This is a genomic window from Pseudomonas sp. SWRI68 (genome assembly GCF_014269165.1).
Taxonomy (GTDB): domain Bacteria; phylum Pseudomonadota; class Gammaproteobacteria; order Pseudomonadales; family Pseudomonadaceae; genus Aquipseudomonas; species Aquipseudomonas capeferrum.
The window spans coordinates 118,826-134,026 of sequence record NZ_JABWRU010000001.1; the positions used below are offsets into that span (position 1 = coordinate 118,826).

A 15,201-nucleotide genomic window follows, 5' to 3' on the forward strand; every position below is an offset into this window, starting at 1 on the left:
ACGGTGTGAATATTTGTCTGCAGGGTGCTCAAGAACCTGCCACCACCAGCCGATGAAGATGCATTCGATTACGTGCTGCGCTCCAGGAGAGCGGGAATGTTCAACAACAAGCTCAAGCAAGAAATCCAGCAACTGCGTGAAGACCTGCTGTCGGTCGAACAGGTCAAGAGCAGCCTCGACAGCGAGATGCTGGTGCTCCAGCTCGACCCCCAAGGACGGATCGAGATGGTCAACGGCAACTTCGAGAGCGAGATGCTCTACCGTGCCGACCAACTGCTTGGACGCAAACTCGAAGACATTGTCCCGCCCCATGTGAAGACGCTGGATTTCTATCAGCGCATGAAAAGTGCCATCAGCCGTGGCGAGCACCTCAACGGGGCGTTCCGCCTGCTGCGTGGCAATGGCCAGGAAGCCTGGCTGCGCTCCATCCTGCAGCCGGTCAAGAACAGCGAAGGGCGCCTCAAGTATTTCACCCTGCACTCGAGCGACCTTACCCGCACCATCGAAACCTCACGCGAGCACGAAAGCCTGATCAAGGCATTGATGCGCTCGACCGCCGTGATCGAATTTGGCCTCGATGGCACCATCCTGACTGCCAACGAACGCTTTCTGAGCGCGGTCGGCTACCGTCTCGAGCAGATCTGCGGCAAGCATCACCGCATCTTCTGTGAGCCTGCAGAAGCCAGTTCGGCAGGCTATCAGGCGTTCTGGGACAAGCTGCGCCGGGGCGAGTACATCGCTGAGCGCTTCAAGCGCATCGATGCCCATGGCCGGGTAGTGTGGCTGGAGGCGTCCTACAACCCGATCTTTGATGCCCATGACGTGCTGTACAAAGTGGTCAAATTTGCCACCGTGATCACCGACCAGGTCAACCAGGAGCAGGCAGTTGCCGAGGCGGCGGACATCGCCTTCAACACCTCGTTGGGCACGGACACCAGCGCGCGCAAGGCCACCGAGGTGGTCACGCAAACCGTAAGCGTCATGCGTGGGCTGGAGGCGTCGATGCAGGAAGCGGCCGAGGGTATCCAGGCGCTGGACACTCAGTCGCGGGTGATCGGCTCAATCATCAAGACCATCAGCGACATTGCCGGGCAGACCAACCTGCTGGCGCTCAACGCCGCCATCGAGGCAGCCCGTGCGGGGGAGCAGGGGCGGGGGTTTGCCGTGGTCGCCGACGAAGTACGCCAGCTGGCCTCGCGTACCAGCACTGCCACCGAAGAGATTGCCCGGGTCGTGCAGCAGAACGAGCAATTGGCCCAGGCTGCGGTGGCGATCATCGACACCAGCAAGCGCCAGGCCGAGCAGGGGCTGGCGCTTGCCGATGAGACCGGCAACGTGATCGTCGAGATTCAGGACGGGGCGAAGCGGGTGGTGGACGTGGTGGGGCAGTTTTCCAGCCGACTGGCTCAGTGATTGTTGTTGTTGTTGTTGTTGTTGTTGTTGTTGTTGTTGTTGTTGTTGTAGGAGCGGCCTTGCGTCGCGAAAGGGTCGCAAAGCGGCCCCGGCGATTTTTGCTGCGCCACAGAACCTGGGGCCGCTACGCGACCCTTTCGCGACGCAAGGCCGCTCCTACACCAGCGCGTGCCAGGCTCAGTTACGCTCGCGTACCCAGAACAACGTAGCACCGGCCACCGCAGCTGGCATCATCAGCACGTTCACCACCGGCACCATCAGCGCCAGGTAGGTGATGCCGCCAAAGCCCAGCGACTGCCAGCGCTTGCTGCGCAGCCAGGCGAGCATGTCCTGCCAGCTCATCTTGTTGTTGTCCGCCGGGTAGTCGATGTACAGCAAAAGCCTAGTACATCGTCTGCAAACCACGTAAATCAAGGCCCTTTCCCAATGGGTTGAGCGGGAAATGTATCAGCTAGGTGGATGCTTTGAGAAGGTCCTAGGGGATGCTATAAGGCGTTATTTCAGCGCCTCCTGCACACACGCTCAGGCTGTCATGGGGCATACATTAGGCACGATGGACCAGGGCTTCCGGTCGGAGCCATCGCACAGCAGCCTATAGGATTAATCATGGCTCGCATGGATGACTATGGGGCAGTCAAGAGAGTTTCGGAATCGGTGGAATGCAGGTGATTGCTATCAATTGTGCCGGAAGGTCTCATGCGAGTTAATATTAATGAGATGACTCATCAGGAAAGTGATGTGCGGCGGTCTATCATTATAAGTAATTTTTGCGGTGTGCTGCTCATGTTGGTGTGCGATTCTTAATTTGAATGCTTGCTTGGTTTGATATTAAATTACAGTGGGGGGAAGCATGAGTAATGAAGATCGGTCGTCTTGGCCAGAAAATATAAGAGCTATTCATGAATCTAGAGGTATGCGGTTTATAAATGAGCAGCAGTTGCGAACTTTTTCCACCAATATTCTGCGCATGAATGGTACTGAGCTGCTAATGGCGGCTGAGAAGTTGCATGATGAAGAAATTGGGCTTTCCTTGATGTACGTAAATAACAAGGACGCAGGGAGTCAGGCGCATAGAGAGCTAAAAAGGTATCTACATAACTTTGTGGCGTCGGCGATGACACTCGTTGATCATACGCGAGTAATGCTAGCAGAGCTGTACGGCGGTGAGAAAGTTCATGATGAGATACTTGAGAGAATAAAGTCAACTGTTGCTGCATCTCCTGTGTGTAAGTTCGTGCAGGATATGAGGAATTACATAGTGCACAAAGGGCTTCCCAATTCGGAAATGTATCTTGAAGGCACAAATACAGATGACGGGTTTGTTTTCAAGGCCGGAGTAAGGATTCGGACCGCCGAACTATTGAACTGGGATGGATGGAAATCATTATCGAAAAGCTATCTACGGAACGCTAGTGAGTTCATCCAGATTCAAGAGTTTACTAAGCAATATCTTGAAGAGATTAATGCGTTTACCCTGTGGTTGGAAGATAGGTTGGTATCTCATCATTCTGAAGACCTCCTCGAATTGCAGAGGCTGCAATTAATAAATCAGCTCCCGTCCTCTCCAGGAGAGACTAGTACGTTAAGTGTAGGCTCTGATGAAAGCGGTACGGAAGAGAAGCCTAGGATTCAACAAGTTGTAGATGGTCTTGCAGAGTCGCTTTTAGAAAAGATAACTGAGTTTGAAATGCCTTCGAAAGGTGATTCTGAAAGAGACTTCAAAAGTCAGCGGCCTAGCTTGACTTTATTGGATGACGACTATTTAAAAAATGCAGTGATCCGGGGCCATGATGTAAGTGATCAGGCTGTAGTGCTATTTGTGCATGAGACTGGTAAAAGCTACGGACTTCGCGAAGTTGAACTGTCTCTTGTTCAAGAGTTGCATGATGAGATTGCGAATGATCATTGGGTAAGGTCACGATTTGATCATGAGTTTGTACTAGAAGCATTCATCTCGTGGAGCAGGTACAGCTGGCGCTCTGAGGTAGTTGAGTCCTTCTATGATTATTTGTACAAGCGTGCTGAAGAAGAAGTGGTCGAGTACGAGGTTTTTTACCCGATAGCCCAACTGGAAGTCGAAGAGCCATTTGAGTTTGGCGAAGTGGTGATTGCGCCGGTAAGTGGTGAGGTGTTTGATAAGGTTGAGTCCGATCTACGTCCCATCGCAGAGGGGCAGCAGGTGGGGTTCGATAAGTTAATCGGTGATCTACGTAGTAAGTACCAGGGGCTTGCTGCGGTCAAAGTGCAAATGAAAGTGCACCCATCATTTATTCATAAGGCTTCGTATGTCTTAGCTAAAGACTGCGTAGACTTGATCCGTTTCTTTTCTCCAAGGTCGCCAAATGCAGATGCTCGATCTCCCTTGGCGTTATGTGGGAACGAGTTTGTCCCTGTTAAAAAAATTATTGCTATTTCCGCTGCAGGCTTTATGAACTATGAAGGCGGTGGGGATAAGTTTATTTCTTACTGGCAGTTATCTAGTAGGGGTGTAAACGAATTGCTCGCTAAGGGGGTTGCGAAAGCAGGCCAACTTTTGGATGCTTATTCGCTTAATGAGTTTCAGAGGGCTGTGCGATCAGCTATGATTCTGTATAGCAAAGGTTGTACGATGGCGAGCGATACAGATCGCTTGCGTTATACAATTTTATCAGCAGAAAAAGTTTATCTAAGGCACAGCCAGGAACATGCTGCGTCCTGTATTGCCAAGCGAATTTCAAACGTGGTCAGATTTGATGACGTGGATCAAGAAAAGGTTTCTGGTTGCATATCAAAATCTTATTTTATGAGGGATGATGTTGAGTCTCCATCGCTATTGGTAAAAGAGGCTTTATTCATAGCAACGCTTGCGATATATAATGCTTTGCTAACTGCGCTTAATAATGTTGAGGGCTTTACGACAAAGTCTGAATTTATAGATGCGTTAGAATGTCGGTAACACGGGATCGAAAAGCGAAATTTAGTGCGAGCTCAAGTGTGTTCATTACTTTGTGACGTATTGCACTGCATGTATGAGACTTTGATAGTCGACCGAGCGAGCCTATGGCTCGCGTCCTAGTGGGCGGTGGAATACACTCGGCAACTGATCATGTATAATCTACCTAAATTTTAAGCAGGCAACTTGCTCTCGCCATCCTGGTGTCTCTGGATTTTCAAAAGCGTCGTCGCCTCTTACAATGCGACTAGCTAATTAAGGGGCAAAATATGTAGCGGGGCACTGGGCAACCGGCCAGAATCGGCTAAGTGTGGGTCGGTGCTTAACGCCTTTGCCTAGTTGAACGGGCACTTGGCATGATTTCCCTGAAATATGGCAGTCAAAGAAACGCCGCCCCGAAGGCGGCTATGAGCGTAGGCGTTCTATTGCAGAGGCTATGCTGCTTGCTTGAAGGTCAAGTGCCTCCAGCGTGACCATTACATTATCGTGGACACTGACTGACCCCCGCTGCCTGATCCATGTACTTACCTCTTCCACCGCTGCCCTCAACGCAGTCTGGTTAATTTGCAACGCTTCAAGGGCGTTCGCTATCGCCGCGTCCCGGTCTTCCATGGTGTGCTCACTCTAGGGGCTGATGCCGTAGGATAGTTGCACATAGAACCTTGTTCTAGTGCCGCTCACTTGACCAGTTGCAATTCCAGCCGCTGCATCACTCGCATCACTGATGTTGCTGACCATTGACCTCCACGGGCGGTAGGTATGTTGCGTGCTATCAGGCAGTCGGCCACGGCCTGTAGGCTACTGGCCCCCTTGAGTACACACAGCTCTATGGCGTCCTTGACCAGTGCGGCACGGTCGTCTGCCTGGCGCCGCTGGGTGGCGTGCCCTCTACCTCTGTTCAACTTACTCCGGCCCTTGGCGAGTGCCTGAGAGCGGTTCTCGATCTTCTGCACCGCTTCTAAGTCCCCTGCTGCTGCACGAGCTTCCAGCGACTTTAATGCGGCTTTGGTGCGTTCGCTGATAAAAGTGCGTTCCTGCTCGGCCAGAACAGCATAGATATGCAACTGGAACGTGTCCGCAGTGGGCATAGTGGCCACACGAAACTTGTGGCGCTTCATCAAGCCCGCTATATGCTCTACGTCGCGGCTCAGGCGGTCCAGCTTGGCCACCACTACTGGGCGACCGTCTGCAAACGCCTTGGAAGCTGCTGGACGCTCTAGCGGGTGAATCGAACCTGATACGCCGACGTCTTGAAACTCAGCCACCACCACCCAGCCATGCTGCTCGGCAGCAAACTTGATGTACTCCCGCTGGGCTTCAAGGCCCAAACCGGACTCGCCCTGGCCCTTGGTCGAAACTCGGTAGTAGGCGACAACTTCCATGGTGGCGATTCTTTTCGAGCGGCTAGTGATGCCACTTTACAACTGTTACAACGACCGATCAACAGTTGTAATGGTCATTTCACGGCGCCGCTCGATGGCGGGTAAGACTGGGCTACATCACAAGCCCCTTCATTACAGGAAGGTTACTACTCCCCGCTGGGGGAAAGTCCAGGCAGCTTGGTGGCCGCACTTCACCGAATTGCGGGAGATAAGGCCGTATGGCGACATTTGCTTAGCGCCGTCACCATCAATGCCACGTACCTAGGGCCTTAGATGTTAGTGAGAGGAGGGCATTTCCAGAAAATACGCGTTGGGGTAATTAGTTCGAGATTAGTTATGCGTCTAGTAATCGAAAGCTTGATCTGTAGGGGCTGTAGCGCAAAGTAGCGTTACCTGGCCTCGGATTAAGCAGGCCGAGCTACTGTCGTAGCGAGCAAGGGTCAATCGTGGAGGAGCGTCTCGACGTCTGCAACTAGGTCAGACGGTTTGCACCCGAGTGCGGATGCTAGCTTGAAGATGATGTTGATGGTGGGCTGGTGAACGCCCCTTTCAATGAGGCTGACGTAGTTCCTTTGCACATCCGCTTCCAGCGCCAGCTTCTCCTGCGTCAGTCCTGCCTGCTTCCGTCTTTCACGGAGAACCCTACCGAATGCCAGCCCTGCGTCCAAACCGTACCCCCTCTGTATGAGGTAGCACTCTCGGGGCGGGCTGTGCTTGCGTCTTCACAGTATACTGTGAATTTACTTGGCGGCATGGCATCATCCTGCTCGGACAATGGCATGTTGCTATTGCAGCGGCGGCTGTGATGGTCGCTACTCAAGTAGAGGCTGGAATGTTGATGTTGAAAGGAAGATCGTTGGCCTTGCTGGTTACCGGGGCTGTGGTGCTGGTGGCTGGCTGTACTACCCCGCAGTACCGGATGGTGAAGCCTGGGGCCTCTGATGAGACGGTGATGCAGGATGACGCCAAGTGCCAGAACCAGTCTGCGATGATCCAGGTTGCCGACTGGGAGTACCGTGGCACCATTGCCGAGGGTGCAAACATCCAGCTCAAGCAGCAGAAGGCGTACCAGAACTGCATGATCGGCAAAGGCTATAGCGCCATCAGGATTCAGTGATACCACTACGAGAGAAGTTTGACGATGCGTTGTACGATTAGAAGCGTCGCGGTCGCAGGAGCGCTGGGTCTCTTGGCTGGGTGTGCTCAGTCCCGGTACGAACCAATCGTGTACACAGATGCTGCACCTGCTGAGCGATGGACGTTCACGCCGATTGAAGTCAAGTACAAAGACACCTTCTCTCCGGCTTGGAATTTCCAGAATGTGCTTGAGCACAACGCCGGGAGATGCGGCCAGGAAGCAGCAATGGGTTACATCCTCTACAGTCAGCTTCGTGGCTATGGGTCGAGTAAGCGGCCAGACGACCGCGCTCAAGCATTAGCGGACTGCCAGCAATACGCGTACCAGCTGGGGAATGAAGCCATCGCCCGCCTCAAGCAAGCCAAGGTGTCTACCAAGACCCTGGAGCTGAGTAAGGACTTGTACTCGAAGTGGTCGGTTTATGTGGCTGGGATGACCATATCCGCACCCAAAGATGCCATGGCTGCGACCCAGTATGAGACGAGTAGGCGTGCTCTATTGACGGAGGACAAATTTTCCCAGTAGCTGGTCTGCGAAACGTGATCCAGCGGTAAGTCAGTAAGCCGGTAAGTCCGTAAGACAAACGAACTTTTAACTGCATTGCAGAGGATTACTTATGACTGAACGACACGTTTCACCCGAAAGCATCCCCGGTCAAGAGCAAGACAAGGCGTGGGCCAGTCAAGCCTTATTCGAGGAACCGGGTAAGCTGGCCCAGACGAAGCATCACGCAATGGTAGCCTTTATCGGCAACGTGCGGGGTATCAGCTGATGGCGGATAAATGGGACGGCAGACCCCCTTTGATCTATGACCATGGGGAGCCAGTACATCCTCCGCGATGTACATTCGAGCTGATGGCGGCGCTAATACAAGCGTGCCCAGATGAGGTGTCACTGATGCTGCTTCTCTTGGCACGGATGGACAGTGAAGGAGGGGCGAGAATTGAGATTGAGTCCTTGCCTCGCCTTTGTTGCATCGATAGCGAACGTATTTCTCGTGCCATGATGAGGCTGTCTGAGCTTGGCTGGCTGGATGCTGTGAACGAAGACGCGAAGCAGGATGGAATCTTCGATTGCATCATTAGAGCTTCAATCCTTCAGCCGGGAATGGTCTTGCGTTAAATCGCTTGTTGCGTCCAGTAGTGAGCAAGCAAGGGGCATGCATTGTATGCTCCCTGCTTACTTCCGTCTTTGGTGACCTGCACCGTTATCCCACACCTGTGCCGCTGGGCACGGAGTGATGCTTGTGTTTATGTCTAGGTGGAGGGAGGAGGAAAGCCCTCCCCACTCTGCTGATAACTCTTAAATAGTGTAATGGTGCACATGAGTACACTTTGCTAAATTTGACCATGGTCGCTGCGTGCTCTTAAGCGTGTACTAATCGTGGCTGAGGCTGCAGTGTATATCTACACAGCAAGATCAAGAGCGGGAAGGGGCTCTGCTCGCCCTTGTTCCTTCCCTCTGCATAGAATTGTATTCTTGCCTCACGCCAGGACTATAAGAAGGGGCAGTGGTGGTGTTCACCTGCCTCCTGGACTTTACTTTTTGCACTGGTTAGCTCGACTGTTGATGATCGTGATGCTGATTATCAAGGTCGGTGGAAAAAATCTCTTAGAGAATTCTTAAGGGAAAATTTCCAGTCTCTAACCCCCTTGTATTGCTCTAAGCTGTTTGTGAGGTTTGAGCCAATTCCTTATTGTTTTTGTGGTTTTTCCTAATTTATCAGCAATAGAATCTTCTTTGTGCCCATTGCTCCATAACATGACTGCTTGCTGTTGAAGACTTTCTCTAATGGTCTTGGCGGAAGATTTCTCGCTCACCACTACCTCGGAGTAAGTGTTGTCTATGATGCAGTCTTGAATTTTATCGAGAAGAAATTTAGCTATGCACTGATCTTGGACGAAGAGTAAAATTTCATCTCCATGGTCTCGTGATCGTAGAGCGGTCCTGCAAACAGATTGCAGAGTAGATTCATAAAATCTCTCGTACTTGATAGCCTCTCTAATTTGCTTCGCATCAATAGAGCAGTTTTTCGAAAGGAGTTCCGCCAGGGTCGGAATGCTTCTGTTCTCGATAGGGGTTATGTTGCCATGCTGAAGGCAGACAGCAATGGTGTAATCATTATATTCATTGACTCCACGACTATCGATCTTGATGGGCGTTATGTTGCTGGACTCAGATAGAGGAATTGCGCACCAGGCGTGTGCAACTAGGATCGCTTTCTTAGAACCAATTATTCGCAGAACATCCTTTCTCAGCCAGGCGTCAAGCAAGCAGTCTTCTTGGTACTCGTTATTTTCCTTGCCTCCTTTCATTAGTGCAATCTTCTTCGAATAAGGTTTGTTTTCGAGGAATGGGTGGATAATGACCTTATTCTGGTAGCCTTCAAAACCCAGGTCTGCATTGATCGGGAGGGTCGTCCAGCCTGCTCCCCTCAAAATAACTCCAAGAAGCGATTTCTCAATCTCTGCGCCCATGATGGTAATTGACTCTGCTGCCTCGAATGCAGGGATATAGTCTTTGACTCCGATTACTCGTACGGTTCTATTTTTCTTGACGTCCAGCGGGTCAATTTCAATTGCGTACCTTTGATCTAAAAGCGATTTAAATAATTTGCGGGCTTCTTTCGATATTGTTGTATCGTGCTTTGTGGCGAGTTCGTGAATTAATTGCTTGCAGGCAGTTTTCACTTTTATTTGCTTGCTGCCTGCTTCGCTGTCGTCAATGTATTGCGCTATTACTGCTTGATATGAAATTTCTGTAAAGGTGAGTGTTTCACAATCCCATGTTGTAGGTATTTCGTCTATGTATATATGCCAGCCTTGTAGCGTGCTTGGTTTAATCAGTCTGAGAGACTCATGCGTGCATATGATTATCTGATCGTTTTGGTGTAGTAGGTTTGTCTCCAAGCATTGAGTTACAGAGCCTTCTACTGTGTCGCTATCAATTGCATTGAATTCAAGGTTTAAGGTTTTCAACCTGCTTTGCACTTCTGTGGAAAGAAGCTTGGTAGGAAATGCAATTATTGACCGCTGCCTACGATTTTCATTGAGAGTATTTATTAGCCAGGTGGTTTTACCCGCTCCGGGCGGTGCTATTAAGGTGTTGATGATTTTCATTAGTCGATTGGTGTGAAGGGGTGTGGCTACAAATAAGTTTCGGATAGATAGTGTATGTAGTTGGCTGTGAAGTTGATGGCGATCATTTTTGACTCGACTCTCCTTCATGTCAATAGGGTAAATAATTTTTTATTGTGACTATTGTTCGTCGTTGATTTGCCTTTAATTGCTTAATTGCTTAATTGCTTAATTAATTGATTGGGTGCGTAATTACTCACTCAAGCACTCAAGCACTCAAGCACTCAAGCACTCAAGCACTCAAGCACTCAAGCACGTGAGCCATTGATCAAGTGATTGCTTGATCCATTGATCAATGGCTTACCTATACAAGTGCGTACGTGCGTACGTACGCAAATGAGTAGATGTATAGACAACAGGCGTCGGGATGGTTACTCATGCACCCAAATGGGTAAGTACCCAGCCGTGTAGACAACCTAGGGTTCAGGCTAGCGCTTCTGCGTGCAAAGCATTCAGCCTGGAATGTGGATGTGCTTCAGGGCCTCTAGCATCGCCCTCAGAGGGCTACGGCTGCCGTAGATACTGAAGGTGACTGCTCCATCTTCATGTCCAGCAATCCGTTTGATATGCGAATCCTGAACCCCAGCGTCATGTAGGTCATCGATGAGCGTATGCCGTAGCTGTGGAGCCTCTCGCCGGTCGAACCGCCTTGAGACGGCAGGGATGCATCTCACGGGTATCTTCGTCAGAGAAGTCCGGCAGCTTTAGCAAGACTGGGAAGCTTCTGGATCTCCATTGCCATGCGGGAGAGGGGGTTAACGCCGTAACTGTCCCCTATGTGACCCGATGCATGGCCAGTGATCCAGTCACTCACCTCCTTAGGTATACCGTGCTCTCTTGCAAGGGTCTTGAAGCTGTGCCGGAAAGCATGCAGTGGGTTACGACCAGGTTGGTACACACCACAACGCTGCGTAACTGGTCGCCATGTCTTGGACACGATCCCTGCAAAGCCGTCGCTCACCTTTACTAACTGCGGAAAGACTCTGGTTCCAGGCCTGCGGTTTTGTACGAGTGTGAGCAAGCCCAGGGCGATTAGGTCGGGATGAACAGGGACTTCCCTGCGGCTGCTGTCCGTCTTAACTGACTTGTCGGGCTGATCATCAATGATCCGAATGAACCAAGCGCCGCCCTCATGCTGGTGGATATCCTCCACATAGAGCTGAGCCAGCTCCTCACGTCGGCCTCCTGTGTACGCGGCTATTAAAGGTATCCAGTACACAGCATTACCTGGCCGACCTTCGGCATTTCGTAGCTGTTGAAATTCTGTGTGGCTGAAAAGCGTAACCAGCTCGTCCCAGGTGTAGCCTCGGTTATCGTCCAAGCGTCGTTTTGGTTTGCCCGACCCCAGTCTCTTGTGAATGCGCGACGCGGTTACGGGATTCGTTTCAAGCAGACCTGAATCGACGGTGAAGGCCATCACCGATGACAGTCGGGCCAACAGCAAGCGAGTAGATGAGGTAGCCAGCGGCCTTACCTTCTCCTCAGCAGGCTGAATCAAGTTTGCCGCGAATGCATGGATGTCCGATGGCTGTATCGAGGCGATTGGCTTGTCACCCATGTCTGTAATGAATCGATTGACGGCACGGCTGTAGTCCACCGCATGGCGCCGCGAAACGTACTCAGATCTACCAGACAGGGAGATGGACTGGACGTAGCGGCTGAGCGCTTCTGAGAGCCTTATGGAGCTTTCCTTGAGGTCAGGCAGAGTTGGCGTAGGTAGAGGCTGGACTATCGTATCTTGCTTACGGGGCTCAATGTAGAGGCTCTGGCGGGCATCATTAAACAGCCTCTCGGACTCTGCATAAGCAAGGGCAAATGCAGCCTTCGCTTGCTGGTGGTGTCGGGTATTTAACGAGCGGCGTATCTCAGTCTTACCGATGATTTGCCTGAGGTCATCCGGCACCCTGCGACGTAGGTAATAAATGCCCGAGTCGGGGTGCCTGAATGGTTGTGCTATCAGTGCCATGTGTACCAGCCTTGTGTATCAGTAGGCTGGGAAAGGGCATCTCTTACGTGGTTATCAGGCGTCCTGATTGGCCGGCTTGCTGACGCGGATGTCGCCCTTTTCCCGCACCCAGAACAACGTAGCACCGGCCACCGCCGCTGGCATCATCAGCACGTTCACCACCGGCACCATCAGCGCCAGGTAGGTGATGCCGCCAAAGCCCAGCGACTGCCAGCGCTTGCTGCGCAGCCAGGCGAGCATGTCCTGCCAGCTCATCTTGTTGTTGTCCGCCGGGTAGTCGATGTATTGGATAGCCATCATCCATACCCCAAAAATCAGCCACAGCGGCGCCGCGATCACGTTGACCACCGGGATCAACGACAGGATGAACAGGCCGATCGCCCGGGGCAGGAAGTAGCCCAGCTTGCGCATCTCGCGGCCAAAGGTGCGCGGCACCATGGCCACCAGCTCAGCCCAGCTGAACGCGGGGAAATTGTCTTCGCCGCGCACCACCACTTCGACCTTTTCGGCCAGAAAACCATTGAACGGCGCGGCAATGACGTTGGCCACCAAGGTGAAGGTGAAGAACACCATCAGCACCACCAGGGCGACGAACAGTGGCCAGAGAATGTACGTGAGGAAGTTCAACCAGCTTGGCAGGGTCGGCATCAGCGCGTCGACCCACACACTGAACTGGTGGCCGGCAAAGTAGATCAGGCCGCCGAACAGCAGCAGGTTGACCGCCAGGGGCAGCAGCACGAACAACCGCAGGTTCGGGCTCAGCACCAGTTTCAGGCCTTCGCGCAGATACTGGGGGCCAGAGAGGACAGGGGCTTGCATCGAGACACTCCGAACATAAGGAAAACGCGCTGACCTTACCGAGTTTGTTGCGCCGACGAAAGGCGGGCGATGTCGGCGAAACCGGCTGTAACAAAAGCATCAGGGCGTTTTTCGTGAATGAAATTGCTGAATAGACGATGCCTATGAGGTGGATTGTCGAAGGATATTTCCTTAATCTTTGCGACCTCGCTACAGTGCGCTCAACTTTTAGGTTCTGGACCGACGCGTTGTAGCCTTCCCCAAGGTTGCGTGGGTCCTTTTTAAATTCCAGCTGGCACCGCCGGCACACCGATGCTGGCCCCGTGCGGCCGGCTCGACAGGAGTTCGACATGTCTGAAGTACGTCATTCGCGCGTCATCATCCTCGGTTCCGGCCCTGCCGGTTACAGCGCCGCAGTCTATGCCGCCCGTGCCAACCTCAAGCCGCTGCTGATCACCGGCATGCAGGCCGGTGGCCAGCTGACGACCACCACCGAAGTCGACAACTGGCCGGGCGACCCCCATGGCCTGACTGGCCCAGCCCTGATGCAGCGCATGCAAGAGCACGCCGAGCGCTTCGAGACCGAGATCGTCTTCGACCACATCAACGCTGTCGACCTGGCCAACAAGCCATTCACCCTGCAAGGTGACAGTGGCACCTATACCTGCGACGCGCTGATCGTTGCCACTGGCGCCAGCGCTCGCTACCTGGGCCTGCCGTCGGAAGAAACCTTCATGGGCAAGGGTGTTTCGGCCTGCGCTACCTGTGACGGCTTCTTCTACCGCAACAAGCCGGTAGCCGTTGTCGGCGGTGGCAACACCGCGGTTGAAGAGGCGCTGTACCTGGCCAACATCGCCAGCAAGGTGACCTTGGTTCACCGTCGCGAAACCTTCCGTGCCGAGAAGATTCTGGTCGACAAGCTCAACGCCCGCGTGGCCGAAGGCAAGATCGAGCTCAAGCTCAACGCCACCCTGGACGAAGTACTGGGTGACAACATGGGCGTGACCGGTGCGCGCCTGAAGAACAACGATGGCAGCAGCGACGAAATCAAGGTCGACGGCGTGTTCATCGCCATCGGCCACACGCCGAACACGTCGCTGTTCGAAGGCCAGCTGACCCTCAAGGACGGCTACCTGGTGGTCAATGGCGGCCGTGAAGGCAACGCCACTGCCACCAACGTCGAAGGTGTGTTCGCAGCGGGCGACGTGGCCGACCACGTCTACCGTCAGGCCATCACCTCGGCCGGTGCAGGCTGCATGGCGGCACTGGACGTCGAGCGTTACCTGGACGGCTTGGCCAACGCCTCGTTCTGATCCAACGTTAAAAAAAAACCGGCCATCTGGCCGGTTTTTTCATGCCTGCAATTTTCTGCGCCTTCAGAGGCTCAAGCGCATCGACAAGTCCACCGCCTTCACATCCTTGGTCATGGCACCAATGGAGATGTAATCGACGCCGGTTTCGGCAATCACCCGCAAGGTGCTCTCGTTGACGCCGCCGCTGGCCTCAAGTTTGGCCTTGCCTGCGGTGATGCGCACCGCTTCGCGCATTTCATCCAGGGTCAGCTCGTCGAGCATGATGATATCCGCGCCCGCACTCAGGGCCTGGCGCAGTTCGTCCAGGCTTTCGACCTCGATTTCCACGGGTTTGCCAGGGGCGATGCGGTGCGCTGCTGCGACCGCTTCAGGCACGCCACCGCTGGCGGCGATGTGGTTTTCCTTGATCAGGAAGGCATCGTAAAGGCCGATGCGGTGGTTGTCGCAACCGCCACAGGTGACTGCGTACTTTTGCGCCAGGCGCAGGCCGGGCAGGGTCTTGCGGGTGTCGAGCAGGCGCACCTGGGTGCCGTCGACCAGGTCGGCCAGAAAGCGCGCGCGCGTGGCGACGCCAGACAGCATCTGCAAAAAGTTGAGCGCACTGCGCTCACCGCTGAGCAGCGAGCGTGCCGGGCCTTCCAGGTGGAACAGCGGCTGGTTGGCCAGCGCGCGGTCGCCGTCGGCGACTTGCCAGTGCACGGCTACCCGCGGGTCGAGCTGGCGAAACACGGCGTCGACCCAGGCGGTGCCGGCGATCACGCAGTCCTCGCGGGTAATGATGGTCGCCTTGGCCAGGCGCTCGGCAGGGATCAGCTGCGCGGTGATATCGCCACTGCCGATGTCCTCCAGCAGCGCGCGGCGCACGTTGGCTTCGATTTCGGCGGTCAGGTCGGCGAGGCGTAGGTTCGGCATGGTCGGCTCCACAAGCTAGATGCCGGCGATTATAGGGCAGGGGGCCGGTGTGTACAGCGCCCTGGCGGGTGACCTTTGGTCGGTCGGTGTGAGCATGTGCGGCAAAGCAGGGTCATTTCCCCGTACGCGAAACGGCGCTGGCAGCTATCAGATTTTTTGCTGATAATAGTGCCCAGTATTTGGCGTCATAGCTTTGACGAATTATTGCCC

Annotated in this window: 11 protein-coding genes and 2 pseudogenes; 5 read left to right on the forward strand and 8 right to left on the reverse strand. The window is 53.6% G+C overall.

Annotation, left to right across the window (positions count from 1 at the left end):
* Positions 1 to 96: 96 nt before the first annotated feature.
* Positions 97 to 1,413, forward strand: a complete 1,317-nt coding sequence (locus tag HU770_RS00575; protein ID WP_186662882.1) for a PAS domain-containing methyl-accepting chemotaxis protein — start codon at positions 97 to 99, stop codon at positions 1,411 to 1,413.
* Positions 1,414 to 1,590: 177 nt separating this feature from the next.
* Here the strand turns inward: HU770_RS00575 and HU770_RS00580 are convergent.
* Positions 1,591 to 1,785: pseudogene (locus HU770_RS00580) on the reverse strand (EI24 domain-containing protein); the annotation flags it as partial.
* A 478-nt stretch (positions 1,786 to 2,263) separates the two neighbouring features.
* Between HU770_RS00580 and HU770_RS00585 the strand changes: the two are divergent.
* Positions 2,264 to 4,348: a hypothetical protein gene (locus HU770_RS00585; RefSeq protein ID WP_186662883.1), complete on the forward strand. Its 2,085-nt coding sequence runs from the start codon at positions 2,264 to 2,266 to the stop codon at positions 4,346 to 4,348.
* Between the two features lie 674 nt (positions 4,349 to 5,022).
* Here the strand turns inward: HU770_RS00585 and HU770_RS00590 are convergent.
* On the reverse strand, positions 5,023 to 5,727 hold the full coding sequence (locus tag HU770_RS00590; protein ID WP_186662884.1) for a recombinase family protein: 705 nt from the start codon (positions 5,725 to 5,727) through the stop codon (positions 5,023 to 5,025).
* A gap of 440 nt (positions 5,728 to 6,167) precedes the next feature.
* A complete protein-coding gene (locus HU770_RS00595; RefSeq protein WP_186662885.1) occupies positions 6,168 to 6,395 on the reverse strand; it encodes a helix-turn-helix transcriptional regulator in 228 nt (75 codons plus the stop codon).
* 170 nt (positions 6,396 to 6,565) lie between these two features.
* Between HU770_RS00595 and HU770_RS00600 the strand changes: the two genes are divergently transcribed.
* Both HU770_RS00600 and HU770_RS00605 read left to right on the forward strand, forming a co-directional pair.
* Positions 6,566 to 6,844, forward strand: a complete 279-nt coding sequence (locus HU770_RS00600; protein WP_238347458.1) for a hypothetical protein — start codon at positions 6,566 to 6,568, stop codon at positions 6,842 to 6,844.
* A 108-nt stretch (positions 6,845 to 6,952) separates the two neighbouring features.
* A complete protein-coding gene (locus HU770_RS00605; RefSeq protein ID WP_148265666.1) occupies positions 6,953 to 7,390 on the forward strand; it encodes a hypothetical protein in 438 nt (145 codons plus the stop codon).
* Positions 7,391 to 8,508: 1,118 nt separating this feature from the next.
* Here the strand turns inward: HU770_RS00605 and HU770_RS00610 are convergent.
* The 4 genes and pseudogenes from HU770_RS00610 to cysZ form a co-directional block, all read right to left on the reverse strand.
* Positions 8,509 to 9,984, reverse strand: a complete 1,476-nt coding sequence (locus HU770_RS00610) for a DEAD/DEAH box helicase family protein (RefSeq protein WP_186662886.1) — start codon at positions 9,982 to 9,984, stop codon at positions 8,509 to 8,511.
* Between the two features lie 470 nt (positions 9,985 to 10,454).
* Positions 10,455 to 10,619, reverse strand: a pseudogene (locus HU770_RS27000) (integrase); the annotation flags it as partial.
* 68 nt (positions 10,620 to 10,687) lie between these two features.
* Positions 10,688 to 11,968 carry a site-specific integrase gene (locus tag HU770_RS00615; RefSeq protein WP_186662887.1) on the reverse strand — a complete coding sequence of 427 codons (1,281 nt, stop codon included), beginning with the start codon at positions 11,966 to 11,968 and terminating at the stop codon, positions 10,688 to 10,690.
* A 54-nt stretch (positions 11,969 to 12,022) separates the two neighbouring features.
* A complete protein-coding gene (gene cysZ / locus HU770_RS00620) occupies positions 12,023 to 12,787 on the reverse strand; it encodes a sulfate transporter CysZ (protein ID WP_186662888.1) in 765 nt (254 codons plus the stop codon).
* Positions 12,788 to 13,116: 329 nt separating this feature from the next.
* On the opposite strand from cysZ, the gene trxB reads away from it, so the two are divergent.
* A complete protein-coding gene (gene trxB / locus HU770_RS00625) occupies positions 13,117 to 14,079 on the forward strand; it encodes a thioredoxin-disulfide reductase (protein ID WP_033701267.1) in 963 nt (320 codons plus the stop codon).
* 63 nt (positions 14,080 to 14,142) lie between these two features.
* Here the strand turns inward: trxB and nadC are convergent, their stop codons facing one another.
* The gene (gene nadC, locus HU770_RS00630) at positions 14,143 to 14,991 is read right to left on the reverse strand and encodes a carboxylating nicotinate-nucleotide diphosphorylase (protein WP_186660227.1); all 849 of its coding nucleotides are present in this window, start codon (positions 14,989 to 14,991) and stop codon (positions 14,143 to 14,145) included.
* Positions 14,992 to 15,201: the final 210 nt, after the last annotated feature.

Coding starts and splice junctions, on each gene's coding strand:
- HU770_RS00575 (WP_186662882.1), top strand. CDS start 97: ATGTTCAACAACAAGCTCAAGCAAGAAATCCAGCAACTGCGTGAAGAC.
- HU770_RS00585 (WP_186662883.1), top strand. CDS start 2,264: ATGAGTAATGAAGATCGGTCGTCTTGGCCAGAAAATATAAGAGCTATT.
- HU770_RS00590 (WP_186662884.1), bottom strand. CDS start 5,727: ATGGAAGTTGTCGCCTACTACCGAGTTTCGACCAAGGGCCAGGGCGAG.
- HU770_RS00600 (WP_238347458.1), top strand. CDS start 6,566: ATGTTGAAAGGAAGATCGTTGGCCTTGCTGGTTACCGGGGCTGTGGTG.
- HU770_RS00610 (WP_186662886.1), bottom strand. CDS start 9,984: ATGAAAATCATCAACACCTTAATAGCACCGCCCGGAGCGGGTAAAACC.
- HU770_RS00615 (WP_186662887.1), bottom strand. CDS start 11,968: ATGGCACTGATAGCACAACCATTCAGGCACCCCGACTCGGGCATTTAT.
- cysZ (WP_186662888.1), bottom strand. CDS start 12,787: ATGCAAGCCCCTGTCCTCTCTGGCCCCCAGTATCTGCGCGAAGGCCTG.
- trxB (WP_033701267.1), top strand. CDS start 13,117: ATGTCTGAAGTACGTCATTCGCGCGTCATCATCCTCGGTTCCGGCCCT.
- nadC (WP_186660227.1), bottom strand. CDS start 14,991: ATGCCGAACCTACGCCTCGCCGACCTGACCGCCGAAATCGAAGCCAAC.